The organism is Kitasatospora sp. NE20-6, from assembly GCF_045862635.1.
The window spans coordinates 65,652-91,484 of record NZ_BPRL01000012.1; the positions used below are offsets into that span (position 1 = coordinate 65,652).

16 protein-coding genes are annotated in these 25,833 nt (G+C 76.1%); 2 read left to right on the forward strand and 14 right to left on the reverse strand.

Going from position 1 to position 25,833, the window contains the following annotated elements:
- Window positions 1-37: 37 nt before the first annotated feature.
- The 6 genes from SNE206_RS13245 to SNE206_RS13270 form a co-directional block, all read right to left on the reverse strand.
- The gene (locus tag SNE206_RS13245; RefSeq protein WP_407913508.1) at window positions 38-856 is read right to left on the reverse strand and encodes a GntR family transcriptional regulator; all 819 of its coding nucleotides are present in this window, start codon (window positions 854-856) and stop codon (window positions 38-40) included.
- A 380-nt stretch (window positions 857-1,236) separates the two neighbouring features.
- Window positions 1,237-2,175 (reverse strand): NAD(+) diphosphatase, encoded by a 939-nt coding sequence (nudC, locus tag SNE206_RS13250; RefSeq protein WP_407913611.1) that lies wholly within the window; start codon window positions 2,173-2,175, stop codon window positions 1,237-1,239.
- A gap of 73 nt (window positions 2,176-2,248) precedes the next feature.
- Entirely contained in the window at window positions 2,249-3,646 is a 1,398-nt protein-coding gene (locus SNE206_RS13255; RefSeq protein ID WP_407913509.1) for a dipeptidase, read from the reverse strand.
- 107 nt (window positions 3,647-3,753) lie between these two features.
- Window positions 3,754-6,564 (reverse strand): FtsX-like permease family protein, encoded by a 2,811-nt coding sequence (locus tag SNE206_RS13260; RefSeq protein WP_407913510.1) that lies wholly within the window; start codon window positions 6,562-6,564, stop codon window positions 3,754-3,756.
- Window positions 6,561-7,328 carry an ABC transporter ATP-binding protein gene (locus tag SNE206_RS13265; RefSeq protein ID WP_407913511.1) on the reverse strand — a complete coding sequence of 256 codons (768 nt, stop codon included), beginning with the start codon at window positions 7,326-7,328 and terminating at the stop codon, window positions 6,561-6,563. Before SNE206_RS13265 ends, SNE206_RS13260 begins: the two co-directional genes overlap by 4 nt.
- A gap of 25 nt (window positions 7,329-7,353) precedes the next feature.
- Window positions 7,354-7,962 carry a PadR family transcriptional regulator gene (locus SNE206_RS13270; protein WP_407913512.1) on the reverse strand — a complete coding sequence of 203 codons (609 nt, stop codon included), beginning with the start codon at window positions 7,960-7,962 and terminating at the stop codon, window positions 7,354-7,356.
- Between the two features lie 62 nt (window positions 7,963-8,024).
- Here SNE206_RS13270 and SNE206_RS13275 point away from each other — a divergent pair, with 62 nt between their 5' ends.
- Window positions 8,025-8,996 (forward strand): endonuclease/exonuclease/phosphatase family protein, encoded by a 972-nt coding sequence (locus SNE206_RS13275; protein ID WP_407913513.1) that lies wholly within the window; start codon window positions 8,025-8,027, stop codon window positions 8,994-8,996.
- On the opposite strand, the gene SNE206_RS13280 is transcribed toward SNE206_RS13275, so the two are convergent.
- From SNE206_RS13280 to SNE206_RS13295, 4 genes are all read right to left on the reverse strand, one after another.
- Complete coding sequence (locus SNE206_RS13280; RefSeq protein ID WP_407913514.1) at window positions 8,986-10,125, reverse strand: PP2C family protein-serine/threonine phosphatase; 1,140 nt, start codon at window positions 10,123-10,125, stop codon at window positions 8,986-8,988. The genes SNE206_RS13275 and SNE206_RS13280 overlap by 11 nt on opposite strands.
- Before the next feature lie 257 nt (window positions 10,126-10,382).
- A complete protein-coding gene (locus SNE206_RS13285; RefSeq protein WP_407913515.1) occupies window positions 10,383-13,580 on the reverse strand; it encodes a UvrD-helicase domain-containing protein in 3,198 nt (1,065 codons plus the stop codon).
- Between the two features lie 72 nt (window positions 13,581-13,652).
- The gene (locus tag SNE206_RS13290) at window positions 13,653-16,931 is read right to left on the reverse strand and encodes an ATP-dependent helicase (RefSeq protein WP_407913516.1); all 3,279 of its coding nucleotides are present in this window, start codon (window positions 16,929-16,931) and stop codon (window positions 13,653-13,655) included.
- 284 nt (window positions 16,932-17,215) lie between these two features.
- A complete protein-coding gene (locus SNE206_RS13295; protein WP_407913517.1) occupies window positions 17,216-17,554 on the reverse strand; it encodes an MGMT family protein in 339 nt (112 codons plus the stop codon).
- 136 nt (window positions 17,555-17,690) lie between these two features.
- Here SNE206_RS13295 and SNE206_RS13300 point away from each other — a divergent pair, with 136 nt between their 5' ends.
- Complete coding sequence (locus tag SNE206_RS13300) at window positions 17,691-20,405, forward strand: flippase-like domain-containing protein (protein WP_407913518.1); 2,715 nt, start codon at window positions 17,691-17,693, stop codon at window positions 20,403-20,405.
- 98 nt (window positions 20,406-20,503) lie between these two features.
- On the opposite strand, the gene moeZ is transcribed toward SNE206_RS13300, so the two are convergent.
- From moeZ to SNE206_RS13320, 4 genes are all read right to left on the reverse strand, one after another.
- Complete coding sequence (moeZ, locus tag SNE206_RS13305; protein ID WP_407913519.1) at window positions 20,504-21,682, reverse strand: adenylyltransferase/sulfurtransferase MoeZ; 1,179 nt, start codon at window positions 21,680-21,682, stop codon at window positions 20,504-20,506.
- 174 nt (window positions 21,683-21,856) lie between these two features.
- Window positions 21,857-22,795: an NAD-dependent epimerase/dehydratase family protein gene (locus tag SNE206_RS13310; RefSeq protein ID WP_407913520.1), complete on the reverse strand. Its 939-nt coding sequence runs from the start codon at window positions 22,793-22,795 to the stop codon at window positions 21,857-21,859.
- Window positions 22,796-22,868: 73 nt separating this feature from the next.
- Complete coding sequence (locus SNE206_RS13315; RefSeq protein WP_407913521.1) at window positions 22,869-23,921, reverse strand: hypothetical protein; 1,053 nt, start codon at window positions 23,919-23,921, stop codon at window positions 22,869-22,871.
- Window positions 23,921-25,567 carry a DUF3492 domain-containing protein gene (locus tag SNE206_RS13320; RefSeq protein ID WP_407913522.1) on the reverse strand — a complete coding sequence of 549 codons (1,647 nt, stop codon included), beginning with the start codon at window positions 25,565-25,567 and terminating at the stop codon, window positions 23,921-23,923. Before SNE206_RS13320 ends, SNE206_RS13315 begins: the two co-directional genes overlap by 1 nt.
- Between the last annotated feature and the right edge of the window lie 266 nt (window positions 25,568-25,833).

Sequence of the window (25,833 nt, forward strand, 5' to 3'; positions counted from 1 at the left end):
TGTCCGCCGGGGCCCCGTCACGTGTGCGGGCGGCGGGTCAGGCGGACGCCCCGGCGGTGGCCCTCGTCCCGGCGGCGGCCGGCACCGGGCCGAGCCCGTAGAGCAGCCGGCAGCGGTCCGCCGCGTAGCGGGTCTCGACGACCCGGACGGGTCCGCGGTCGTCGTGGGTGACCCGGGTCTGCACCATCAGCGGCACTCCGGGGCCGACCTCGAACCAGGCGGTCTCCTCGGGGCCGGGCATCCGCGCGACCAGGTGGTCGACGGCGGAGGACTCGGCGCGGCCGATCGCGGCGAGCACGGTCTCGTCGCCGCCGGGCACCGGCTCGGGCTCCATGAGCGGCGTGCCCGCCGCGAGGCCCGCCCGGTAGTGGCTCTCCTCGATGGAGTACGGCTCACGGTCCGTCAGCCGCAGCTGGCGCCGGACGACCACGGCCTCGCCGGGCGCCATGCCGAGCAGTTCGGCGACGTCGGCGCGGGCGCGCACGACGAGCATCTCGAAGTCGCAGCCGAGCCGGCGGCCGGCGGCGACGGCCTCGTCCGCGTAGACGGCGGTGGGCCCGGCCAGGCAGTCGTCGGCCCCGGGGCCGGGTGACGGGCCGTAGACGCGGTGGTCCAGCAGCGGCTGGTGCTTCAGGTAGGTGCCCTTGCCCTGGAGGCGGATCAGCCGCCCCTCGTTGACGAGCACGTCGACCGCGAGGCGCACGGTGTTCCGGGCGACTCCGTAGTGGTGTTCGAGTTCGGTCTCGACGGGCAGCTGGGCGCCTCCCTGCCATTCGCCGGATTCGATCCGGCGGCGCAGGTCGGCCGCGAGGCGCTGATACTTGGGGGCGGGTACGCCGGCTCGGGGGATCGTCACCCCCGTGAATCTAGCCACGCGGCTCCGCGCATTTCAGGGAAACCGGACAACAGCGCCGCCTGCGGTGTTCTGCGGGCGCCGATCGGCGGCGCGCGCCGCCGGATGCGCCCCGTCGGGGCGCAGACCCGCAGGTCGGGGACGGGGTGCCCCGGCGGGGCGGGGCGCGGGGTCCGCCCGGAATGCGGGGCGGCGGCGCGGGCCCGGTCGGGCGTGGTCCGCGGCGGCCGGGACGTGCCGGATTCCGGAGAACGGCCGCCCGGGAACGGAAGCGCGCAGGGGCGCGCGGTCGATGACCGCACGCCCCTGCGTCATTTCCGGCAGGTCGCCCGACCGGTCACCGTCCGGCCGTCCGACCGGTCACCGGCAGGTCGCCCGACCGGTCACCAGCGGGCCGCGGCGGGCAGCGGTTCGCCGTACCAGAGCTCGACGAGGTGGCGGGCGATCGAGATGCCGGACGGCGGCAGGATCTCCCCCGCCGCCATGCCCGCCGCCAGCTCCTCGCGGGAGAACCAGCGGGCCTCCGACAGCTCCTCGCCGTCCACCGTGATCGTGGTGCCGGACGGCTCGGCGACGCCCATGAAGCCCAGCATCAGGCTGGACGGGAACGGCCACGGCTGGCTCGCCACGTACGCGACCTCGCCGACCCGGACGCCCGCCTCCTCCAGCACCTCGCGGGCCACGGCCTGCTCGATCGACTCGCCGGGCTCGACGAAGCCCGCCAGCGTCGACCAGCGGCCCTCCGGCCACAGCGCCTGCCGGCCCAGCAGGCAGCGGTCCTCGCCGTCGGTGATCAGCATGATCACCGCGGGGTCGGTCCGCGGGTAGTGCTCGGCCGCGCAGGAGGTGCAGCGGCGCACGTGCCCGGCGCCCGCCTTCTCGGTGGGGTGGCCGCAGCGCGAGCAGAAGCTGTGCAGCCGGTGCCAGTGCTCCAGCGCCACCGCGTGCACGAGCAGGCCCGCGTCGCGGTCGGAGAGTGCCGCGCCGACCTCGCGCAGGCCGGCCGGGCGGGCGTCGCCGTCGAGCCGGCCCGGCAGGCTCTCCCCCGCCAGGGCGAAGTAGGAGACGCCGTCCTCGTCGGTGCCCAGGTAGAAGCGGTCACCGGCCTCGGGGGCCTCGAAGGAGGGCATCAGCACGAGTTCGGTGCCGAGCTCGGTGTCGACCACGAAGGCCTCGCCGCCGGAGATCGGCAGCACCTTGGTGGCGGGGTGGCTCCAGGCCGCGGCGAGCCACGGCTCGTCGAGGCGGTGGTGCGCCGCCCGGTCGACGCCCGCGCGGGCCAGGGCGAGGTGCTTGGTGTCGGATACGCCGCTCAACTGGATCCATCCCCGTCCGAGGTCAGCATGGTTCGATTCGTCCGCATCGCCGCCGCCGCCGCGGCGGCCGCCCGCCCGCTCACCGCGGCCAGCTGTCGGCGAGGTCGCCCCACAGGTACGCCGACGTCTCGACGCCCTTGCGCAGCAGGTCCAGCTCGACCTTCTCGTCGACCGAGTGCCAGCCGTCCGAGGGCACCGAGATGCCGAGGAAGAGCACCGGCGCCCCGAGCACGTCCTGCAGGTCCGCGGCCGGGCCGGAGCCGCCCTCGCGGGTGAAGAGGATCTTCTGCCCGAACGCCCGGCCCATCGACCGGACGACCGCCTGCAGCGCCGGGTGGTCGAGCGGGGTCAGGCAGGGGCGGGTCGCGCCAGGGAAGACGATCTCGTGGCGGACGCCCTCCGGCACCTGCTCGGCCACCCACGACCGGACGGCCTCGCGCACCTTCTCCACCTCCTGCCCGGCGACCAGCCGGAAGGACAGCTTGAGGTGCGCCTCGGACGGCACGATGGTCTTGCCGCCGGGGCCGGTGTAGCCGCCCCAGATGCCGTTCACCTCGGCGGTCGGGCGGGCCCAGACGCGCTCCAGGGTGCTGTAGCCGGCCTCGCCCTGCGTGCCGTAGGACTTGGCGACCCGCAGCCACTGCGCCTCGTCGAAGGGCAGCTCGGCGATGAGTTCGCGCTCACGCGCGGTCAGCTCGACCACGCCGTCGTAGAAGCCGGGCACCGCGACCCTGCGGTCGCCGTCGTGCAGTGCGGCGGCCAGCGAGGCGGCCACCTCCGCCGGGTTGGGGACGGCGCCGCCGAAGGAGCCGGAGTGGATGTCGGTGTCCGGGCCGAAGAGGTCGACCTGGCAGTCGGCCAGGCCGCGCATGCCGGTGCAGACGGTCGGCGTGGTCTCGGACCACATGCCGGTGTCCGAGATGATCACCACGTCGGCGGCGAGCCGCTCGGCCTCGCGGCGCACCAGGGCGGCGAAGTTCGGCGAGCCCGACTCCTCCTCGCCCTCGACGAGCAGCTTGAGGTTGACCGCGGGCGCGGTGCGGCCGGTGGCGGCGAGGTGGGCGCGCACGCCGAGGGTGTGGAAGAGGACCTGCCCCTTGTCGTCGGCGGCGCCGCGCGCGTACAGGCGGCGGCCGATCACGGTCGGATCGAAGGGCTCGGTGGCCCAGCCGTCCTCCTTCGCGGCCGGCTGCACGTCGTGGTGCCCGTACACGAGGACGGTCGGCGCGGAGGCGTCCCCGGACGGCCACTCCGCGAACACCGCGGGCAGGCCGTCGGTCTCCCACACCTCGGCCACCGGGAAGCCCGTGCCGCGCAGGGCGTCCGCGAGCCATTCGGCCGAGCGGCGCACGTCGGCGGCGCGGTCGGGGTCGGCGGAGACCGAGGGGATGCGCAGCCAGGCGGCGAGCTCGTCGAGGAACGCGGGCTCGTGCTCGTCGATGAAGGAGCGGACGACGCTGTCCGGGGTTTTCGTCATACGGACGACTTTAGTTCGCCCGGACGGGTGTGCGCCGCCGTCCCCCCTGGCCCCGTCCGTTACCTCGGTCACCTCCCGCCCCACCGGGAGGTGACCGAGGACGGGGATCAGGCGGCGCGCCTCCCGAGCTCCAGCCGGGAGCGGGTGAACAGCATCGCCAGGCCGACCGCGAGCAGCGGCAGGCCGACGAAGGTGACCGCGAGGTCCCGCCACGGGAAGACGACGACCGCCTCGGCGCCGTGCCCCGCGACGGCGGACATGCCGGCCGCCTCCAGCTTCCGCAGCGCGACGGCCGGGACGACCCCGCAGACGGCGCCGAGCACCGTGCCCATGGCGGCGATCACCCCGCACTGGAAGCCGGAGAGCCGTCGCCGGATGCCGCCGGTCGCGCCGACCGCCGCCAGGGTGGCGAGGTCGCGCTGGGAGTCGGCGGCGGCGAGGCCGGTGGCGATGCCCGCGGCGCCGAGCGCGACGAGGGCGGCGAAGCCGGTGAGGGCGAGGCCGACCAGGGTCTGCTCGGAGTGGTAGCCGCGCTCGATCCGCAGGTCGGCCCGGTCGTCGGCCTTGCCGACGGCGGCGGTGGCCCGCTGCTCGGCGGCGGAGGACGGCACGGTGTCCGGGAGCCAGACGCTGCCGCTGAGCTCGGTGGTCAGGCCGAGGCGCCGGGCGGTCTCCGGGCTGACGACGGCCTGCGAGCTCGCCGCCTCGGCGGTCACGAGGACGGCCTCGACGGTGACCTTGGTGATCTTCGGCTCGGCCGGCCGCCCGTCGGGCGTCGTCCCGTCGGCGGGCCACGACGTCAGGTCGACGGTGATCCTGCCGTCCTTGCCGAGGTAGCGCGGGTCGAAGACGACCGCCTTGCCGGCGGCCAGGGCCTGCGCGCCGGCCGGGTCGTCCGCCCGGAACATGGTGTGCAGCAGCAGGCCGTCGCCCGCGGCGATCGCGGCGTCGCCGTAGATGCCGTAGCTGTAGGAGTCCCGGCAGCGCGGGTCCTGCGTGTGCCCGGCCTCCGGCGCCCCGCCGGTGGCGGTGTCCGGCTCCGGGCACCGGTTCTCCTCGGGCACCTCCACGTTGACCCCGCCGCAGCCGGACGACGTGCCGCAGCCCACGGAGTAACCGGTGCCGTAGAGGTCGGCGTGCGGGCCGAGGCCCGGCACGGCGCGTTCGACGGCGGCGCGCAGCGGTTCCAGCGCGACGCGGTCGGCCGGTCCGTCGGCGTAGACGTGCACCGCGACGGCCCCGGCGGGCAGCATCGCCTGGTACTCGCGGCGGTTCTGCTCGTCGGCGCTGGCCGTGTAGATGCCGACGGCGACGGCTCCCGCGACGGCGGCCATCACGGCGGCGACCGCGGGGGCGGTGCGGCCCCGGTGGCGGACGGCGTCGCGGAGGGCGAGCCGGGGGCTGAGCGGCAGGTGGCGGCCGAGCCGGCCGAAGAGGCCGATCAGCATCGGGGCGCAGCAGACCATGCCGAGCTCGGCGACCGCGGAGCCGCCGAACAGGCCGAGGGTGCGGACGGAGGTGTCGGTGGCGGTGCCGAACAGCGCGACCGCGGAGCCGGCGAGGACCATGAGGAGGCCGAGCACGGCGAGTCTGCGGCTGGCGGGCTTGACGGAGCCGCGTCCGGTGAGCGCCTCGACGACGTCCTGCCGGGCGGCCTGGACGGCCGGGACGACGGCCGCGAGCAGGCCGGTGACGAGGCCGATCGCGGCGACGCCGAGCAGGTCGAGCGGCTGGAGGTCGAGGTGGCCGAAGCGGCTCCCCGCCTGTTCCTCGGCCCAGGGCCGCAGCACGGCGACCATGGCGGTGGCCAGGACGACGCCGACGACGGCCCCGGCGAGGCCGAGCACGATGCCGCCGCCGAGCACGACGGCCCGGATGTGCGAGCGGTCGCCGCCGCCCGCGGCGAGCAGGCCGAGCTGGCGGCGGGAGCGGCGGGCGCCGACGGCGAAGGCCGGGCCGGCGAGCAGCACGATCTCCAGCAGGGCCATGCCGGCGACCGTGCCGAGGACGACGAGCGCCACCGGGTCTGCGCCGCCGCCGCCGTAGCGGTCCATCTCCGTGTAGTACGGCACCTGGGAGCGGGCCGGCGGGTCGAGGATCACCGAGCGCGAGGCGACGGTGAGGCCGTACGCGTTGAACTTCTGGACGGCGGGCCAGTCGAGCGTGGCGCCGGCGGGCAGCCGGACCAGCCAGGACGGGCTGCCGGAGCGCTCGCCGGCCGGGTCGAGGGCCTTCACGAGCGCGCCCGGCCGGCCGACGAGGGCGGCCCCGTCCAGCGAGTCCGGGTACTCGACGACGGCGGTGACGGTGAGCGTGCGGCCTTCCAGCCCCTTGAGGGTGGTGGTGTCGCCCTGGCGGAGTCCGGACTGGTCGAGGAAGGCCTGGGTGGCCGCGACCTCGTCGGCGGCGGCCGGGGCGCGGCCGTGCAGCAGGTTCAGCTTGCCGTGCCAGACGGGGTCGGTGAGGTCGGCCTCCGCGGTGTCGGTCCTGAGCAGGCCTTCCCTGGTGGCCGCCTGGACGCTCGGGCCGGACTGCAGCGCGACGAGGGTGGAGCCGGGCGGGAGGAGTTCGGCGGTGAGCTTCTCCGGCGGGGTCTCCTTGGCGTGCTGCTCCTGGGGGGTCTGGGCCCGCTGCTTCCCGTTGTCGTCGGAGAAGCTGCCGGAGCCCTCGCGCGGGTCGGGCGCCTGCAGCAGGGCCCGGCCCGCCGAGCCGATGTCGACGAGCGCGTCGGCCCGGCCCATCTGACGGGTGATCCGCTCGCCCGGGTCGAGGTCGGCGCTGCGGTAGACGATGTCGGCGCCGGCGACGCCGAGGACGGGCAGGGCGATCATGGCGAGGACGAGGGCGCTGCGGCCCTTGGCCCGCAGGGCGTCGCGGCGGGCGATGCGCAGGGCGGCCCGCCAGGCGGTGGGCTTCACTCGGCCGGGTCCTTCACGCTGTTGGTGGCGGCGGTGACGAGCAGGCTGGCCGCGTCGTGGCTGACGCTCTGGTCGACCACGCGGCCGTCCCGCAGGAAGACGACGCGGTCGGCCCAGGCGGCGTGCCGGGCCTCGTGGGTGACCATCATGGCGGCGGCGCCGGCGTCGCAGCGGGCGCGGAGCACGGCGAGGACGGACTCGCCGGTGGTGGAGTCGAGGGCGCCGGTGGGTTCGTCGGCGAGGACGAGCCGGCGGTCGCCGATGAGGGCGCGGGCGATCGCGACGCGCTGCTGCTGACCGCCGGACATGTCGTCGGGGAAGCGGTCGGCGAGGTCGGCGATGCCGAGTTCCTCCAGGGCGGTGACGGCCTCGCGGCGGGCGGCCCGGGTGGAGACGCCGTCGAGTTCGCGCGGCAGGGCGATGTTCTCGGCGGCGGTGAGGGCCGGTATGAGGTTGTAGTCCTGGAAGACGTAGCCGACGGCGCGGCGGCGGACCTGGGCCTGCTGCTTGCGGGAGAGCGCGCCGAGGTCGGTGCCCTCGATCAGCACCCGGCCGGAGGTGGGGCTGTCGAGTCCTCCGGCGAGCGTGAGGAGGGTGGACTTGCCGGACCCGGACGGGCCCATGACGGCGACGAGTTCGCCGGGGCGGACGGCCAGGTCGACGCCGCGCAGGGCGTGCACCTCGGCGGCGCCGTGGCCGTGCACGCGGCCGACGCCGTCGAGGTGCAGGACGGGTGGCAGGTGCTCGTGGTGGTGCGTACTCACGGTGTCCCCCTGTGAGGTCGGTGGTTCAGGTGCGGGTGCGGCGGCGCGGGGCGGTCTTCGGGGCGGGCGCCGCGGCGGGCCCCGGTTCCGGCGGCGCGGGCCGGGCGGCGTGCTGGGCGAGGCGGGTCTCGCAGTGGTCGAGCCAGCGGATCTCGGCCTCGGTCTGGAAGATGAGCTGTTCCAGGACGAGCAGCCAGGCGAGGTCTCCCTGCTGTTCGGGAGTGGCCGCGAGGGCCTGGGCCTTGAGCCGGGTGTAGTCCTGGAGGGCCTTCATGCTGTGCCGGCGCTGGCCCTGGACGACGGACTGCACGTCGACGCCGGGCACGGTGACGGCCATGGCGAGCTTGATGGCGAGTTCGTCACGGGGCGGGTTGGTGCGGGGCACCGGGGTGTCGAACCATTGGCGCAGTTCTGCGCGTCCTGCTTCGGTGACGGCGTAGAAGAGGTGGCCCTCGCCGTCCTCGCCGGCGGGCCGGACGAGGCCGTCGCGCTCCAGCCGGCCGAGGGTGGTGTAGACCTGGCCGACGTTCAGCGGCCAGGTGGCGCCGGTCCTGGCCTCGAACTCGGTGCGCAGCTGGTACCCGTAGCGCGGGCCCTGGTCGAGGAGGGCGAGGAGACCGTGACGGATCGACATACCGAGTATGTATACCCGGTATGCCCCAGCGGCTCAAGTTCCGGACCGGGTACGGTCGGGGCGTGAGCCAGCTGCGCATCGCCACCTTCAACCTGCTGCACGGGCAGCCGCTCGCGGACGACGGCGGGCCGCTGCCCTACCCCGCCGACCCCGGCGCACCGCTCGCCGACGCGGTCGCCGCACTCGACGCGGACGTCCTCGCGATCCAGGAGGTCGACCGCCACCAGCAGCGCTCCGGTCTCGTCGACCAGGCCGCCGTCGCCGCCAAGGCCATGGGGGCCGCCGACTGGCGGTTCGCCGCCGCCCTGCACGGCACGCCCGCCCCCGTCGCGGGGTGGCTGCCCGACCCGTCCGTCCGCGGCCTGCGGGTGTACGGACCCGACGAGGTCGGGACCGCCGCCGGCCTCCCCGCGTACGGCACCGCACTGCTGACCAGGCTGCCGGTGCAGCACTGGCGGGCCCGCCGGTTCGCGCCGGCGCCGTTCGGGCTGCCGCTGCGGGTGGCCGGGCGGCGCGGGCTGACCCCCGTGCCGGACGAGCCGCGGGCCGCCGTGGCCGCCGTGCTGGTGGGCGCCGGGGGATCGTTCACCGTGGTCGCCACGCACCTGTCGTTCGTGCCCGGCTGGAACGTCGCCCAGCTCGCCGCCGTCCGCCGCTGGATCGCCGACCTGCCGCGGCCGCACCTGGTGCTCGGCGACTTCAACCTCATCGGCGCGGTGCCCCGCACGGTGCTCGGCGGCGCCACCGCCCTCGACCGCACCGCCTCCCGGGAGCGGCTGCGCGCCGCGCGGGCCGCCCGCCGCGACCGCCGCGACCGGCCCGGGCCGCACCGCCGCCGCACCCGCGGGCACCGGCCCCGGCTGCACGGCTGGTACGACCTGGCCAGCACCCCCACCTACCCGTCGCACCGGCCCGCGGTGCAGTTCGACCACGTGCTCGCGGCGGGCGTGCCGAGGTCGGCGGTCGGCACCGCCGAGGCGCCGCGCACCGGCGTCTCGGACCACCGGCCGCTGGTGGTCGCGGTCAGTCTCTGACCGGCGGGGCGCCCTTCGCCAGGACCGGGCGGCCGCCCTGCACGGGCAGGTGCGGGCCGGCGGGCTCGTACTGCAGGAGCAGCATCGCCGCGTCGTCGCCGAGCTTGTGCCCGACGTGCCGCACGACGTCCTGGTGCAGGCGGTTCAGCACCTCGACCGGACCGCCCTCCGCGCAGTGCGGCAGCCGGTCGACCAGCGGGTAGAAGGCCCCGGCGCCGTCGCGGGCCTCGATCACGCCGTCGGTGTAGAGCAGCACCCGGTCGCCGGGACTGAGCGGCAGCCGCTGCACGGGCGGGCAGACGTCCGCCGGGTCGAGCACGCCCAGCGGCGGCACGGGCTCGGACGGCTCCAGCAGCCGCACCGGCTCGCCGGCCCGCAGCAGGACGGGTGCCGGGTGCCCGCAGTTGACGATCTCGGCGGTGCCGTCCGACCGCAGCCCGATCAGCACGAGGGTGACGAACTCCTCCTCGATGCCCGGGTGGTCGTTCTCGTGCAGCGCCCGGTCGAGGCTGACGGCCAGCCAGCCGGCGACCCGGTCGAGGGCGGCCTCCTGGTGCGCGGCCTCCCGGAAGGCCCCCAGCACCGCGGCGGCCGTCTCCACGGCGGCCAGGCCCTTGCCGCGGACGTCGCCGACCACCGCGCGCACCCCGTGCCGGGTGTTGACCACCTCGTACAGGTCGCCGCCGATCGAGACGTGCGCGTGCGCGGCCGCGTAGTGCACCGCCGCGCGGACGCTGCCCACCCGCTCCGGCACGGGCCGCAGCAGCACCCGGCGGGCGATCTCGGCCACCAGCCTCGCCTCGGCCAGCGCCCGCTCCTGGCGCAGCCGCAGCGTGGTGGAGACCCAGCCGATGCCGGCGACGAGCGCGATCGCGAAGACGGTGGCGCTGTGCACCGACTCGCCGAGCACCTCGTTGTAGCCGGCCATCAGGAACGCCGCGATCTCGGTCAGCACGCCGATGAGCAGCGGGTACCAGGTGCGCCGGCTGACCACCGCGGCCAGCGCCGGCACCGAGGTGAGGGCCGGTTCGACGGTGACCTCGGTGTTGCTGAAGAAGTCCAGGGAGAGCACCAGGGCCATGCCGATGAACGGCAGCGCCAGTGCGGTTCTCGGCCAGGTGCCCGTCACCCGGCCTGGGGCGGCTCCCGGGGTCGGCCCCGCGAGCCGGTCTCTGATCCATCCGGTCGCGCTCAACGTCGGTCTCTCCAGCAGAGGGTGGCCGGTGTCAGGGGACACCTGCGGTGATGACGGAAAGTCAGGGGCTGCTGCCCCTGCGGGCGGCCGGAGCGCCGGTGTGACCGGTTACCGACCCCACAATAGGCGCGAAAAGTGCACGATGCACAGGTTTCGCGCGCTCCCGTGACGGCTTGGATGCTCTGAGTGACTCATTCTTCACTATTCCCGATCAGGAGCCTGGTCAACTCTTTTCGGTCGGGAAGTCCTGACGGTCTGTCCACCCGTCCGCTGCGCACGTACAGGAACGCCGCACTGACCTGCTCCGGCTCCACGCCCGTCCGCTCGGCCCAGGCGAGGCGGTAGACCGCGAGCTGCAGCGGGTCCGCGGTCTCCTCGCGATGGGTCTTCCAGTCGACCACCTCGTACCGCCACGGATGCCGTGACCCTGCGCCACCGTCACGCTCCCGGTAGACCGCGTCGATCCGGCCGCGCACCACGCGCCCCGCCAGCAGCAGCTGGAACGGCGCCTCGACCCGGTACGGCGTCCGCCCGGCGTACGGGCTGCGCAGGAACGCCTCCTTGAGCTGCTCCAGATCGCGCTCGTCCTCGATGCCGTCGTCGTCCGCGCCGGGCAGCGCGTCCGGCTCGACGAGCAGCAGCTCCTCCACGGCGAACTGCGACTCCACCCAGCTGTGGAAACGGGTGCCGCGACGGGCCGCCGGCTGCGGCGGGCGCGGCATCGGGCGGGCCAGGTCGCGGGCGAAGCCGTCCGGGTCGGCGGCCAGCCGGAGCAACTGCGACGCGGAGAGCGACGGCGGCAGCGGCACCTCGCGCACCGAGCGCCGGGAGCGCTCCAACTCCCCTATCAGCGCGTCGAGATCGCGGTCCCAGGAGGCGATCAGCCGGGTGTCCTCGGGGGTCGTCCGCTCCGGCTCCGCGGCGGGGGCGCCCGCGAGCCGGCCCAGGACGACCTCCGCGACCCGGCGGCGGGCGTGCTGCGCGGCGGTGTCCAGCGGCAGCGGCCAGGGGGTGTCGACCGTCCGGGTCAGGGCCGGGTTCCCGGCGTCCGGCAGCGGCTCCTCGGCCCACGCCTCGACCTCGCCGTTGCCGGGCTGCTCGCTGTGCGCCCGCAGGTCCAGCAGGAAGTCGGACGGCCCGCGGCGGCGCTTCTGGCTCGGCCCCCACCAGTGCCCGGAGGCCAGCAGCAGCTCCCGCGGGCGGGTGAAGGCGACGTAGCCGAGGCGGAGCTCCTCGACCTGGGAGTGCGCGGCCATCTCCTTCTTGAACAGCCCCATGCCCTTGGCCGTCCACGGCGGGTCGACGGGCAGCGTGTCGGCGTCGCCGCGCAGCGCGTGCGGCAGCACCCGGCGGGTGCTCGTCCAGCGCTCCCGGCCCTGGCTGCTCGGGAAGGCCCCCCTGACCAGGCCGGGCACCGCGACGACGTCCCACTCCAGGCCCTTGGACTTGTGCGCGGTGAGCACCTTCACGGTGTCCTCGCCGCCCGGGAGGCTGCTGTCGAGACCCCGCTCGTACTCCTGCGCGGCCCGCAGGAACGCCAGGAACGCGGCGAGGCCCGGGTCGCCGTCCAGGTCGGCGAACCCGGCGGCGATGTCCAGGAAGCCGTGCAGGGTCTCCCGGCGCCGGGCCGCCAGCGCGGTCGGCGACGCCGACAGCTCCACCTCCAGGCCGGTGACCCCCAGCACCCGGTGCAGGACGTCCATCAGCGGCTCGGCCAGCGCCCGGCGCAGCTCGCGGACCTCCCGGGCCAGCCGGGCGAACCGCACCCGGGCCTCCGGCGAGAACGCCAGCTCGTCGGGCTGCCCGGCCTCCAGGAAGGTCTCCAGCGCGTCGGCGAGCGACACCACCTCCGTCGGGTCGGTGCCGGCCACCGCCGCGGAGAGCGCGTCGCCCTGCGTCCGCCCGGTCCGGACGAGGTCGGCGGCGCGGCGGCCGAGCAGGGCGAGGTCGCGCGGGCCGATCCGCCAGCGCGGGCCGATCAGCAGCCGCACCAGCGAGGCGTTGGCAGTCGGGTCCTGCAGCACCTCGCAGACCGCCACCAGGTCGGCCACCTCGGGCAGCTGCAGCAGCCCGCCGAGCCCGACCACCTCGACCGGCACCTCGCGGGCGACCAGCGCCGCGTGCACGTCGGGGAAGGCCGCGCCCCCGCGGCACAGCACGGCGATGCGGCCGGGAGCGGTGCCGGTGCGCACCAGGTGGGCGATCCGGTCGGCGAGCCAGCCGATCTCCTCGTCGTGGGTCGGCAGCAGGGCGCAGCGCACGAAGCCGTCCAGCTCGGCGCCGGGCGCGGGACGCAGGGCCTCGACGCCCTCGTGCATGGCGCGCAGCGGCGCGGCGAGGCCGTTGGCGAAGGCCAGCAGGCGACCGCCGCTGCGGCGGTTCTCGCTGAGCGCGAACCGGGCGGCGGGGGTGCCGTCCTGCCGCGGGAAGTGGACGGGGAAGTCGTCGAGGTTGGCGACGGAGGCGCCGCGCCAGCCGTAGATCGCCTGGCAGGGGTCGCCGACGGCGGTCACCGGATGGCCGGTGCCGCCGCCGAAGAGCCCGGCCAGCATGAGGCGCTGGGCGACGGAGGTGTCCTGGTACTCGTCGAGCAGCACGACCCGGTACTGCTCGCGCAGCAGCGCGCCGACCTCGGGACGCTCCTGCGCGAGCCGGGCGGAGGCCGCTATCTGGTCGCCGAAGTCCATGAGGTCGCCGGCCTGCTTGCGGCGCCGGTAGTCCTCGACGAGGCGCAGGAGCTCCTGGCGGGCGCGGGCGGTGCCGGGCACGGCCCGCAGGTCGTCGTTGGTGAGCTTCACCCCGGCGAGGGCGTCGAGGAGGCCGGTGTCCCAGGACCGCAGGCGCTCGGGGTCGACGAGGTGCTCGGCGAGCTCGGAGTCGAGGGAGATGAGGTCGGCGACGAGGGTGGAGAAGGTGCCGGTGAGCGCGGGGAACGGCCCCCGGGCGGCCCGCAGCACCTTGGCGGCGAGCTGGAAGCGGGTGGCGTCGGCGAGCAGCCGCACGTCGGGTTCGATGCCGAGGCGCAGGCCGTGCTCCTTGAGGAGGCGGCCGGCGAAGGCGTGGTAGGTCGAGATGTCGGGCTCGCCGAGCGCGTCGGCGTCGTCCGGGTCGGCGACGCCCGCCCGCAGCAGGGCGGAGCGGACGCGCTCGGCGAGCTCGCCGGCCGCCTTGTTGGTGAAGGTCAGGCCGAGCACCTGCTCCGGGGCCACGGCGCCCGAGCCGACCAGCCAGACCACCCGGGCGGCCATCACGGTCGTCTTGCCGGAGCCGGCGCCGGCGACGATCACGGCGGGCTCCAGGGGGGCGCCGATCGCCTGCATCTGCTCGTCGTTGAAGGGGATGCCGAGCAGGTCCCTCAGCCGGGCGGGGTCATCGAGCACAGGACGCACACCCCCCACGCTAACCGCCCGCGCGGACACTCCGGCACGGAGCGGGCGCCCGCGGCCCCGGAGCGGCCGGTCTCAGTCGACGACCTGCCGGCCGTCGCGCTGGGCGGAGCAGCTGCTGCGGAACGAGCAGCGCGCGCAGCCGTCGCCCTGGGTCGGCACGAAGCGCTCCGCGAGCACCCGGCCGGCGGCGTCGGCGAGGAGGTTCTCGATCCAGGGCTCGCCGTCGGGCGGCGCCTGCTGCTGGACCTTCGGCGCCTCCTTGTCGGTCTTGCCGGGCTCGCGCAGGTGCACGAGCTCGGCGCCGCCGGACGCGACGCCGGCGGCCACGCCCGGCAGGCCGTCGAGGGCGCCGTTGCGGACGGCGAGCTGGTAGACGGCGAGCTGCTTGTGCTCGGGCAGCGACTTCTCGGTGGGGATCTGCTTGCCGGTCTTGAAGTCGACGACGTAGGCGCGGCCGCCCTCGTCCTGCTCGATGCGGTCCATGGAGCCGCGGATCCGCACGGCGACCCCGCCGACGGTGAGGGTCAGGTCGAAGCCGTGCTCGGTGGCGACGGTGGTGCGGCCGCGCTCCAGGACGTGCCAGTGCAGGAAGCGCTCCAGGGCGGACCGCGCCTCCGTCTTCTCCTGCTGCGACTTCCAGGGGGCGTCGAAGGCGAGGGCGTCCCAGACGGTGTCCAGGCGCTCCATGAGCACGGCGAGGTCGGCCGGGCTGCGGCCGGAGCCGACCTCGTCGGCGAGGGCGTGCAGCACGTTGCCGAAGCCCTGGGCGGCGGTCGCGGTGCCGGCCGCGCGGACGTCCTTGTCGAGGAACCACTGGAGGGCGCAGCTCTCCAGCTGCTCCAGCCCGCTGCCGGAGAGCCGGACGGGCGTCTCCGGGGACCGCAGCGGGTCGGCGGCCGCGGTCTGGTCGAGCAGGCCCCACCAGCGGTCGGGGTGGGCCGCGGGCACCAGCGGGAAGCCGTCCTCGTCGGCGGCGGAGGCCAGCCGGGCGAGGCGTTCGGCGGCGGCCCGGCGCAGCTCGGGCGTCCGCGCCGGGTCGACGGTCACCGCGCGCAGCTCGGCCACCAGGGCGGCCACCGACAGCGGGCGGCGCGGCCGGTGGGTGACGTCGGCGACCGTGACCTGCGGCACCCGGGAGCGCACCGCGCCGGTGCGGGGGTCGAGCTGCTCGCGGTAGAGCTCGCGCAGGAAGCGCGACGGCTCGTCGCCGTCCTCGGCGGGGGCCTTCACGGCGGTGACGATCAGCCGGTCCTTGGCGCGGGTGGCGGCGGTGTAGAAGAGCCGCCGCTCCTCGCCGAGCAGGGCGGCCGGGGAGAGCGGTTCGGCGAGGCCGTCCCGGCCGATCCGGTCGGCCTCCAGCAGGGAGCCGCGGCGGCGCAGGTCCGGCCAGAGGCCCTCCTGCACGCCGGCGACCACGACGACCCGCCACTCCAGGCCCTTGGAGCGGTGCGCGGTCATCAGCCGGACGGCCTCCGGGCGGACGGCCCGCACGGTGAGCGTGTCGGCGGCGATGTCCTGCGCCTCCAGCTCGGCGAGCAGGTCGGGGGCGCCGCGGTGCCCGGCGACGCGTTCCTCCGCCCGGGCGGCGGTCTCGAAGAGCGCGCAGAGCGCGTCGAGGTCGCGGTCGGCGTTGCGGGCGGCGGCGCCGCCGCGCAGGGCGGTGCGCTCCAGGCGTTCGCGCCAGCGGCGGCTGCCGTCCCACAGCGCCCACAGGGCGTCCTCGGCGCTGCCGCCGCCGGCCAGCAGCTCCCGGACCTTGCGCAGCAGGGTGCCGAGGTCGCGGGCGCGGCGGGCGTACGCCGGGTCCATGGCGACGAGCCGCTCGGGCTCGGCGAGGGCCTCGCGGATCAGCTCCTCGGCGGGGCGGACGGCGGACGGGTCGCCGGCCTCGCGCAGGGCGGCGCGCTCCTCCTCGCGCAGCGCCCGGCCGAGACGGCGCAGGTCGGAGCCGTCGAGGCCGCCGAGCGGGCCGGTGAGCAGGGTGTGGGCGAGCTCGGCGGTGGGCCGGTCGGCGGGCTCGGCGCAGACCCGCAGGGCGAGCAGCAGCGGGGCGACGGCGGGCTCCTCGCGCAGCGGCAGGTCGTCGCCGTCGATCTCCAGCGGCACGCCGGCCGCCGCGAGGGCGCGCCGCACCCCGGGGATGGAGCGGGCGCCGGCGCGGACGAGCACGGCCATCTCGCCCCACGGCACGCCGTCCTCCAGGTGGGCGCGGCGCAGCAGGTCGGCGACGGAGTCGAGCTCGGTGCCGGGCGTCGGGTAGGTGTACACCTCGACGCCGCCGCCCTCGCGGGAGGGCAGCAGGGCACGGTGCTGGGCGAGCTTGTCGGCGGGCAGCCGGCCCATCGGCATGCGGCGGGCGAGTTCGCGGGTGGCGGCGAGGAGCACGGCGCCGGAGCGGCGGGAGACCCGCAGCACCTTCACCTCGGCGGGGCTGCCGTCGGCGCGGCGGAAGGTGTCGGGGAAGTCGAGGATGCCGTTGATGTCGGCACCGCGGAACGCGTAGATCGACTGGTCGGGGTCGCCGACGGCGACGAGGTCGCGTCCGCCGCCGGCCAGCCGGCGCAGCAGCCGCACCTGGGAGGGGTCGGTGTCCTGGTACTCGTCCACGAAGACGACGTCGTACCGCTGCGCGAGCTGCTCCGCGGCCTCGGGGCGTTCGGCGAGCAGCACGGCGCGGTGCACGAGCTCGGCGTAGTCGAGGACGCCGCGCAGGTCGAGCACGTCGAGGTAGTCGGCGAGGAAGTGCGCGGCGGCGGCCCAGTCGGGGCGCTGCACGCCCTCGGCGAAGCGGGCGAGCTCGGCCTCGCCGAGGCCCAGCTCGCGGCTGCGGGCGAGCACCGCGCGGACCTCGTCGGCGAAGCCGCGGGTGGTGAGGCAGGCCCGCAGGTCGAGCGGCCAGGAGATCCGTCCGGTGCCGAGCCGGGCGTCCTCGGCGCCGCCGGCGAGCAGCTCGCGCACCATGACGTCCTGTTCGGGGCCGGAGAGCAGGCGCAGCGGCTCGGCGGCGGCCTCCGGCTCCTGCCGGTCGCGGAGCAGCGCGTAGCAGAAGGAGTGGAAGGTGGTGGCCTGCGGGGCCGCGCCGGTGGCACCGATCCGGGCGGTCATCCTGTCCCGGAGCTCCATCGCGGCCTTGCGGCTGAAGGTAAGGACGAGGATCCGCTCCGGGTCGGTGCCGCGCTCGATGCGCCGGGCGACCGCCTCGACGAGGGTGGTGGTCTTGCCGGTGCCGGGCCCGGCCAGCACCAGGAGCGGCCCGTCGGCATGCTCGGCGACCGCCTGCTGGAAGTCGTCCAGGACGGGCGGGGCGGGCTGTGCGAGCGGGCTGCGCACCAGGCGGAATGGGGAGGTCACTGCGGTCCAGGCGGTCGTGCGGCGGTTCGTGCGACGCGTCGGGCGTCTCGGGCGGGCGTGCCGGTCGGCGTCGGCCGGTGGCGCGCGGGCTGCGGTGCCTTCCGTCGCCCCGGGGGCGGGGGTGTCCGCACCGAGCCTACGATCCTGCACCGTCAGGCCCGGCCCGCGCACCCCTTTCGGGGGATCCGCGGGCGTGACGTCCGCCTCCCCCGCCGTCCCGCGCGCCCGGCCCGCGCGCCCGGCCCGCGTGCCCGGCCCGGGCGCGCGGCACGCCCGGGCCCGGCCTAGCCGCCGTCCCAGCGGGCCGCCCGCAGGTCGACCCGCGGTTCGCCGCCGACCGTGCGCAGCGGCGTGCCCTCGGCGCGGTACTCCGGCAGCGCCCGGTGCTCGTGCCCGGGCAGCGGGCGGCCGTCCGCCCGGATGACCCGCCACCAGGGCACGCCGCCGCCGTAGAGGGCCATGACCCGGCCCACCTGGCGGGGGCCGCCCTGGCCGAGGTACTCGGCGACGTCGCCGTACGTCATGACGCGTCCCGGGGGGATGCGCTCCGTGAGATCGAGCACGGCCTCCGCGAAGGGCGGCGGTGCGCTCCCGGCCCCTGGATCGTCGGTCTGCTGTGGCATTTCTCCCCATCCGGTCGATTCCTGGGGCCCGTGCGGGCGATCCGCCGCGCCCGATCAGGCCCCTGTCCCGCACGAGACGCCGGGGCATGGCAGCATCTTCGGGGCAAGTGCGTGGGTGATACGAGGACAAGACCAGATGACCGGGACGGCAGACGTGAACGTGGACAAGGGCTCGGACGAGTCCGCCACCGACCGGTCTGCGGGCCCCGACCCCGAACCGCCGACAGTCTCGCCGCCGCGGCAGCCCGCGGGCAAGGACGACCGCGCGCCGGACGCGCACGGTGCGGAGGCCCCCGGGCCCGACGGTCCCCCCGGGGACGGGCAGGAGAACGACGGACACGTGGGGGACGGGGCCGCGGCGGTGGACGAGCCGACCGGCGAGTTCGTGGCGGTGGACGAGCCGCTGCTCGCCGCCCGGGCCCACCGCCCCACCGACCTGCTGCGCTTCCTCGCCGGCGTGCTCGGCATCATCGCGGTCTTCGTGCTCGCACAGGTCGCCGTCTCGACGACCACCGGCATCGAGACGGACATCTCCTCGAACGCCGACAAGGTGCCGAGCGTGCTCAGCACCATCGCGGCGCTGGTCTCCAGCGTCGCCGTGCTGGCGGTGCCGCTGGCCTTCGCGGTGGAGCGGCTGATCAAGCGCGACGGCCTGCGCGTCGCCGACGGCGTGCTCGCCTCGGTGCTGGCGTACGGCGTGTCGCTCGGCATCGACTGGTGGGTGGCCGCCGGTGCGCCCCCGGCGATCCGGGACGCCCTGACGCAGCTGCCGCCGGGCGGGGGCAAGACGCTCACCGACCCGGTGCACGGCTACCTGGCGCCGGTGATCGCCTACATGACGGCGGTCGGCATGTCGAGCCGCCCGCGGTGGCGGGTGGCGCTGTGGGTGGTGGTGGTGCTCAGCGGCGTCACCGAGCTGATCAGCGGGTACACGACGCCGCTGTCGCTGCTGCTCACCGTCCTGATCGGCTGGTCGGTGGCGTACGGCACGCTGTACGCGATCGGGTCGCCCAACATCCGGCCGACCGGCAAGCACCTGCTGATCGGCCTGCGCAAGGTCGGCTTCACGCCCTCGGGTGCGCACCGCGCCCCGGACGCGCCCGGGGAGACCCGCCGCTACCTGGTCACGCAGACCGACGGGCCGCTGCTCGACGTGCACGTCATCGACCGGGAGCAGCAGGCGTCCGGCTTCTTCTACCGCGCCTGGCGGCGGATCCGGCTGCGGTCGGTGGCGGTGCGGCGCAGCCCGCAGTCGCTGCGGCAGGCGCTGGAGCAGGAGGCGCTGATCGCGTACGCGGCGGCCGCGTCCGGGGCGCGGGCCCCGCAGCTGGTGGCGACCTCCGAACTCGGCCCGGACGCCGCGATCCTCGTGTACGAGAACGTCGCCGGGCGCACCCTCGACGAGCTCGCCGACGACGAGATCACCGACCAGGTGATGGTCTCCCTGTGGGACTCCGTCCAGGCCCTGCACGAGCGCCGCATCGCGCACCGCCGGCTGACGGGCGAGTCGCTGCTCGTCGTCGACGAGAAGAGCGGGGCGCTGGTGAACCTCTCCGGCGGCGACATCGCGGCCGGCGACCTGACGCTGCGCATCGACGTCGCCCAGCTGCTCACCACCTTCGCGCTGCGGGTCGGTCCGGCCCGCTCGGTGGCGGTGGCGAACCTGGTGCTCGGCGCGGACCGGGTGGCGGCCTCGCTGCCGCTCCTGCAGCCCGTCGGCATGAGCCGTTCCACCCGGGTCGACCTGCAGCGGATGACCAAGGAGCGCAAGGCCGCGGCCCGGGCGCTCGCGCTGGAGCAGGTCGCCGCGGGCGAGCGCACCCAGCAGCAGGCCGAGGAGGACATCGCGGTCGCCGGCGAGGACCTGCTGAGCCGGATCCGCGGGCAGATCCTGCAGATCGCGCCGGAGGCGCCGCTCGCCCCGGCCCGGCTGGAGCGGCTCAAGCCGAAGACGCTGATCACGGTCATCGCGCTGACCTTCGCCGCGTACCTGGCGCTGACCACCATCCAGCCCGCCCAGCTGAAGCTGTCGCAGATGGACTGGGGCTGGGCGTCCGTCGCGCTGGCGGCGGCCGCGGTCACGTACGGCGCCGCGGCGATGAGCCTCACCGGCTTCGTGCCGGAGCGCCTGCCGTTCCGGCGGACGGTCGCCGCGCAGCTGGCCGGCTCGTTCGTGAAGCTGGTCGCGCCGGCGGCGATCGGCGGCATCGCCCTCAACACCCGCTACCTGCAGAAGGCCGGGATCCGTCCGGGCCAGGCGGTCGCCAGCGTCGGCGCCTCGCAGCTGGCGGGCCTGGCCGGGCACCTGCTGCTGCTGTTCAGCTTCGGCCTGGTCACCGGCAGCCAGACCAACGGCGACCTCGGCGCCTCCCGCGCGGTGATCATCGGCGTGCTGTCGGCGTCGGTGCTGGGCCTGGTGATCGCCGCGGTGGCGCCGCTGCGGCGGTTCGTGGTCACGCGGGTGCGGTCGCTGTTCTTCGGCGTGGTGCCGCGCATGCTCGACCTCATGCAGACCCCGACGAAGCTGGTCACCGGCTTCGGCGGCATCCTGCTGCTGACGCTGTCGTTCACGGCCTGCCTGTACGCGTCGGTGCGGGCGTTCGGCGGCGAGATGACGTACTCGGCGGTGGCGGTGGTCTTCCTCACCGCCAACGCGGCCGGGTCGGCGATCCCCACGCCGGGCGGCATCGGGCCGGTGGAGATCGCACTGATCGGCGCGCTGACGGTCGGCAACGTGCCGCCGTCGGCGGCGACCCCGGCGGTCTTCCTGTACCGGCTGCTGACGTTCTGGCTGCCGGTGCTGCCCGGCTGGATCTCGTACAACCTGCTGCAGCGCCGCGGCGCGCTGTAAGGGCCCCGGGCGCGCGGAAGGGCCGCCCCGGCGGGGGCGGCCCTTCGGCACGGTGGTGCGGGTGCGCGGCTCCGCGGGTACGGCCCCGCGGGTGCGGCCTAGTAGACCGGCTTGTGCGGCTCGATCTGGTTGACCCAGCCGATCACGCCGCCGCCCAGGTGGACGGCGTCGGAGAAGCCGGCCGACTTGAGCACGGCGAGCACCTCGGCCGAGCGGACACCGGTCTTGCAGTGCAGGACGATCTTCTTGTCCTGCGGCATCTTCTCCAGCGCGTTCCCCATGAGGAACTCGTTCTTGGGGATGAGCGTGGCGCCGGGGATGCTGACGATCTCGTACTCGCCGGGCTCGCGGACGTCGATGAGGAAGATGTCCTCCTCGTCGTCGAGCCACGTCTTGAGCTGCTTCGAGGTGATGGTGGAGCCCGCGGCCGCGGCCTGGGCCTCCTCCGACACGACGCCGCAGAAGGCGTCGTAGTCGATCAGCTCGGTGACGGTGGGGCTGTCGCTGCAGAGCGCGCAGTTCGGGTCCTTGCGGACCTTGACCGAGCGGTACTGCATCTCCAGGGCGTCGTAGATCATCAGGCGGCCGACCAGCGGCTCGCCGACACCGGCGAGGAGCTTGATGGCCTCGGTGACCTGGATCGAGCCGATCGAGGCGCAGAGCACGCCCAGCACGCCGCCCTCGGCGCAGGAGGGGACCATGCCCGGCGGCGGGGCCTCCGGGTAGAGGCAGCGGTAGCACGGGCCGTGCTCGGCCCAGAAGACGCTGGCCTGGCCGTCGAACCGGTAGATCGAGCCCCACACGTACGGCTTGCCGAGCAGCACGGCCGCGTCGTTCACCAGGTAGCGGGTGGCGAAGTTGTCGGTGCCGTCCACGATCAGGTCGTAGCCGGAGAAGATCTCCATGACGTTGGAGTTGTCGAGGCGGTCCTCGTGGAGGATCACGTCGACGTAGGGGTTGATCTCCTTGACCGAGTCGCGCGCCGACTCCGCCTTCGAACGGCCGATGTCCGACTGGCCGTGGATGATCTGCCGCTGCAGGTTCGACTCGTCGACCGTGTCGAACTCCACGATGCCGAGCGTGCCGACGCCGGCCGCGGCCAGGTACATGAGGGCGGGCGAGCCGAGGCCGCCCGCGCCGACGCACAGCACCTTCGCGTTCTTCAGCCGCTTCTGCCCGTCCATGCCCACGTCGGGGATGATCAGGTGGCGGGAGTACCGGCGGACCTCGTCGACGGTGAGCTCGGCAGCCGGCTCGACCAGGGGTGGCAGCGACACGGGGACTCCGATGGTCGTCAGTTCGGTAGGTCTTTGCTACGCCAACAGTGTCACGTGCCGTTGTTATTCCGAGACGCCGGGTCCGTCATGTGAGACCGTCCGCCCCGGATGCCGAGACCCGCCCCGGGCGGGGTGAACGCCGCTGCTCAGCGGCGTCCGGTCCGACCTGCGCGGTCACACCCGGCAGGCCGTCTCCAGCCACACGTCGCCCAGCGACTCCTCCAGCGGCACCTGCGTCCGCCAGCCGAGACGGTCCCGCGCGGTACGGACGTCGGCCTGCCGCCACGGCACGGGCTCCGGCAGCAGCCGGGGCTCCGCCGGGCGGTGGTACTCGCCCGCCTGGCCCGGCACGAGCACCGGGCGGCCGTCCTCCGCCACGATCCCCTCGAACCCCGAGGCCCGGACGAGCAGATGGGCCGCGTCCCGGGCCCGCACCGCGTGCCCGCTGCCGATGTTGATCACGCCGGTGGCGGCCGACACCGCCGCCGACTGGACCGCCCGGGCGACGTCCCGGACGTCGACGAAGTCCCGGTACCCGGACAGGTCGGGCATCCGCACCTGCAGCTCGTCCTGCTCCAGCGCCCGCCGCAGGCCGTCGGCGAGCCGCCCGAAGAGCGAGGCCGACGGCGCGCCGGGCCCCACCACGTCGAACACCCGCAGCACCGCCGCGTCCAGCCCGGAGGCCAGCACCAGCTCCGTGCCGGCCAGCTTCGACACCCCGTACGGGCCGACCGGCCGCGGCTCGGTGCTCTCCGCGATCGGCGCACCGGGCTGCATCGGCCCGTACTCGGCGGCCGATCCGACGTGCACCAGCCGGGCCGGCTCCCGGCTGCGGCGGATCGCCTCGCAGACGGTGGCCACCGCCAGCGTGTTGGAGCGGATCAGCGAGCGCGAGCTGCCGTACGTGGCGCCCGCGCAGTTGATCACCACCTGGGGGGCGACCGCGTCCAGGAAGCGGGACAGCGCGCCGGGGCTGCCCGCCGTCAGGTCGAAGCGGATGTCGGCCGAGTCCCGGCGGCCGAGCACCGTGACCTGGAGGTCGGACTCGGCGAGCAGGCGGTCGGCGACCCGTCGGCCGATGTAGCCGTCGGCGCCCAGCAGCAGCACCCTCATCGGGGGTGTCCTTCCACGAGGCCCGGCCGGGTGGCGGCCGGGCTGGTTGGCAAGATCGGTGATCGGGACGGCCTCAGCCGGCCGGCCCGCCGGCGGCGGGCGCCGGATGGTGCGTCCAGGGGCGGCCCAGCAGCGACCGGACGGCCGGCAGCAGCACCGCGACCACCGCCGACGCCACCCCCAGCCGCAGACCGGCCCCGGCCTGCGGCAGCAGCGCCAGCGCCGCGCCCGTGGCGGCCGTCGCACCGGCCGCGACGGCCGTGCGGCCGCAGCGCAGCAGGACGACCGCGAGCAGCAGCAGCACCGCGAGCGCGCCCTGCCCGGCCCAGCCGGCCGGGCCCGCCAGGCCCTCCGCGCCGAGCGGCAGCAGCGCGCCGGCCAGGCCCGCCGCGGCGAACTGGACGGCCGCCGCGAACGGCAGCAGCGGCCGCATCCGGGTGCGGAACTCGTCCGCGGTCTTGGCGGCCGCGAGGTGGCTCCGGCCCGCGGCGCGCAGCCGCCGGGCGGCGAAGTCCGCGGTGCCCGCGCCGAGGGCGAGCACCACCGCCGCCGCCGGACCGCCCGCCGCCGCACCCGGCACCATCAGCAGTGCGGCCCCCAGGGCGTAGCCGGTCCGGGCCGCCGGCCGCCGGGCCGGGGCGGCGAGGGCGAGCCAGCCGATCGCGACGAGCGCCGCCGCGACGGCGGCGCCGGGGCCGAGCACCCGCAGCAGCCAGGGCACGGTGGCCAGCAGGCCGGCGGCCGGCACGTGGAGCAGGGCGGTGCCGAGGGCCCGGCCGGCCTGGCCGGGCCAGGGTGCGGCGGGCGGCGGCGGGGCGGGCGCGGCGGGGCGGCGCTCCACCCGGGCGTACAGCTCCTCGGCCAGGGCGAAGAGGTCGGTGTGCCGGTAGCGGGCCGCGGCGCGGTCGGTGAGCCCGGCGTCCTCCAGCCCGGCGGCGATCTCCAGCGGGTGCACCGCCTCCTCGCAGAGCCGGCGGTACTCGGCCATCAGGGCCCGGACGGGGTCGCCGGACGGCGTCCCGGCCGGGGTGTCCGGACCCGCGGCGGGCGGGGCGTCCGGTGGTGCGTCGGGCGGGGCAGCCGGCGGGGCGTCGGGCGGGGCGGGCGGACCGGCGGGGCGGCTCATCAGAGCGCCTCCGCGAGCACGCCGGGGGCGGACCGGCCGCCGTCCCCGGCCGGGCCCTCGGCGGGTGCGGTCACGGCGGGTGCGGTCACGGCGGGGCCGGCCTCGGTGCCGGCGCCGGCCGCCGCGGTCGGCGCGACGGTGACCGGTGCCCCCGCGACCCAGTACTCGGCCGGGCGGGCGAAGGGCCGCAGCCGCGCGGCCGCAGCCGGGAAGGCGGGCCAGCGGGAGACCAGCTCCAGGTAGATCTCGCGGAACGCCGCCGTCTCCGGCTCCACCGCGAAGCGCTCCTGGGCGCGGAGCCGGCCCGCGAGGCCGAGTCTGGCCCGCCGTTCGGCGTCCGTGAGCAGGGCGAGGCAGGCCTCGGTCAGCGCCCGGGGGCTGCGCGGCGGGACGAGCAGCCCGGCGGGCCCGACCACCTCCGGGGTGACGCCCACGTCGGTGGCGACGACCGCGCGGCCGCTGAGCATGGCGTCGGTGAGCAGCCGGGGGCTGCGCCGGGCGCGGGCGGTGAAGACGACGGCGCTGCCGGCGGCCCAGGCGTCGGCGGTGCGCGGGGGCCGCCCGGCGAAGTCGACCGCCCGGGTGACGCCGAGCTTCTCCGCGACGGCGCGGCAGTGCTGCAGGTAGCCGGGGGCCGCCTCCTCGCCGTACAGGCGCAGCCGGGCGGCGGGCAGCTCGGCGCGGACCCGGGCGAAGGCGTGCAGCATGAGTTCGGCGTCGCTGCCGGGCTCCAGGGCACCGGCCCAGACGAGGGTGGGGTGCTCGGGTTCGGCGCCGGCGGGCTCCCGGGACGCCTCCGGGGTGCCTTCGTGGACGACGCGGACGCGCGCGGGGTCGGCACCGCAGGCCTCCTGCCAGCGCCGGTCGTAGGCGCTGCCCGGAGTGAGCACCGCGGCCTGCCGGTAGGTCTCGGCGGTGAGCAGCCGGAAGAAGGAGAGGAGCAGGGCCCGGACGGGCCAGCGGTAGGGGGCGGTGCGGTAGCCGCGGTACTGCTCGCGCAGGTGCAGTCCGTGCTCGGTGAGGACGAAGGGCACGCCGTGCAGGTGCTTGGCGACGAGGGCGGGCAGGGCGGCCGGGCCGCCGCCGACGACGTGGCAGAGGTCGGCGCCGCCGAGCCCGTCCGGCCCGGTGCCGTACCAGGGGGCGGAGAGCGGCCGCAGGAGCTGTTCCAGCAGGTCGCCGGCGACGAGGACGTCCTGCAGGAGCGGCTGCCCGGCGGCGGTCTCGGCGCCGGGGGCGCGCCAGGTGCGCTCCAGCGCCCGGCGGGCCCGGCCGGAGGCGAGGAACGCGGGCAGGGCGCCGTCCTGGCCGGCGAGCTCGGCGAGGCGGCGGAGCGCGGGTCCGAAGAGTTCGCGTTCGGCGGGCCGGACGAGGGCGCGCACGAGGTCCTCGTACGCGGCGGTGCAGGCTCGGCGGCGGTGCACGGCGGGGCGCGGACCGCCGGGGCGGCGGCCCCATATCGGCAGCCGGTGGACGGCGGCCAGGCCGCGCGGCGGCGGGCCGGCCGGGCCGGGGCCGGTCCCGGCGCCGAGCAGGTAGAGCCGGAACTCGTGCTCGGCGAGCGCGCCGGCGAGGCGGCCGCACCAGCCCGCCTCGCCACGTGGGGCGATCGGACGGTCACTCTCGGTGAGCAGGGCAATGCGCACGACGACCTCCGGAGCAGTGCGACGGATCGGGATGCGACGACGCGACAGGGAGCCTGATCACCCAGTGACACCAATGCCCGGAAAGCCGGCGGAGCCGCCCGGGCACCGCTCCCGCTCCCCGCGGTCATGGTGTCCGGCTCCACCGGGCGGACGGCCCGGAACCCGCTCGGGTCCGGTGCCGGCCGCCTCTCCCCCCACACCTGTTCGGTCTGACAGCTCGAAGGTAGAGCGGAACGCCGACGACTCCTCGTCCGCGTGCGGGCATG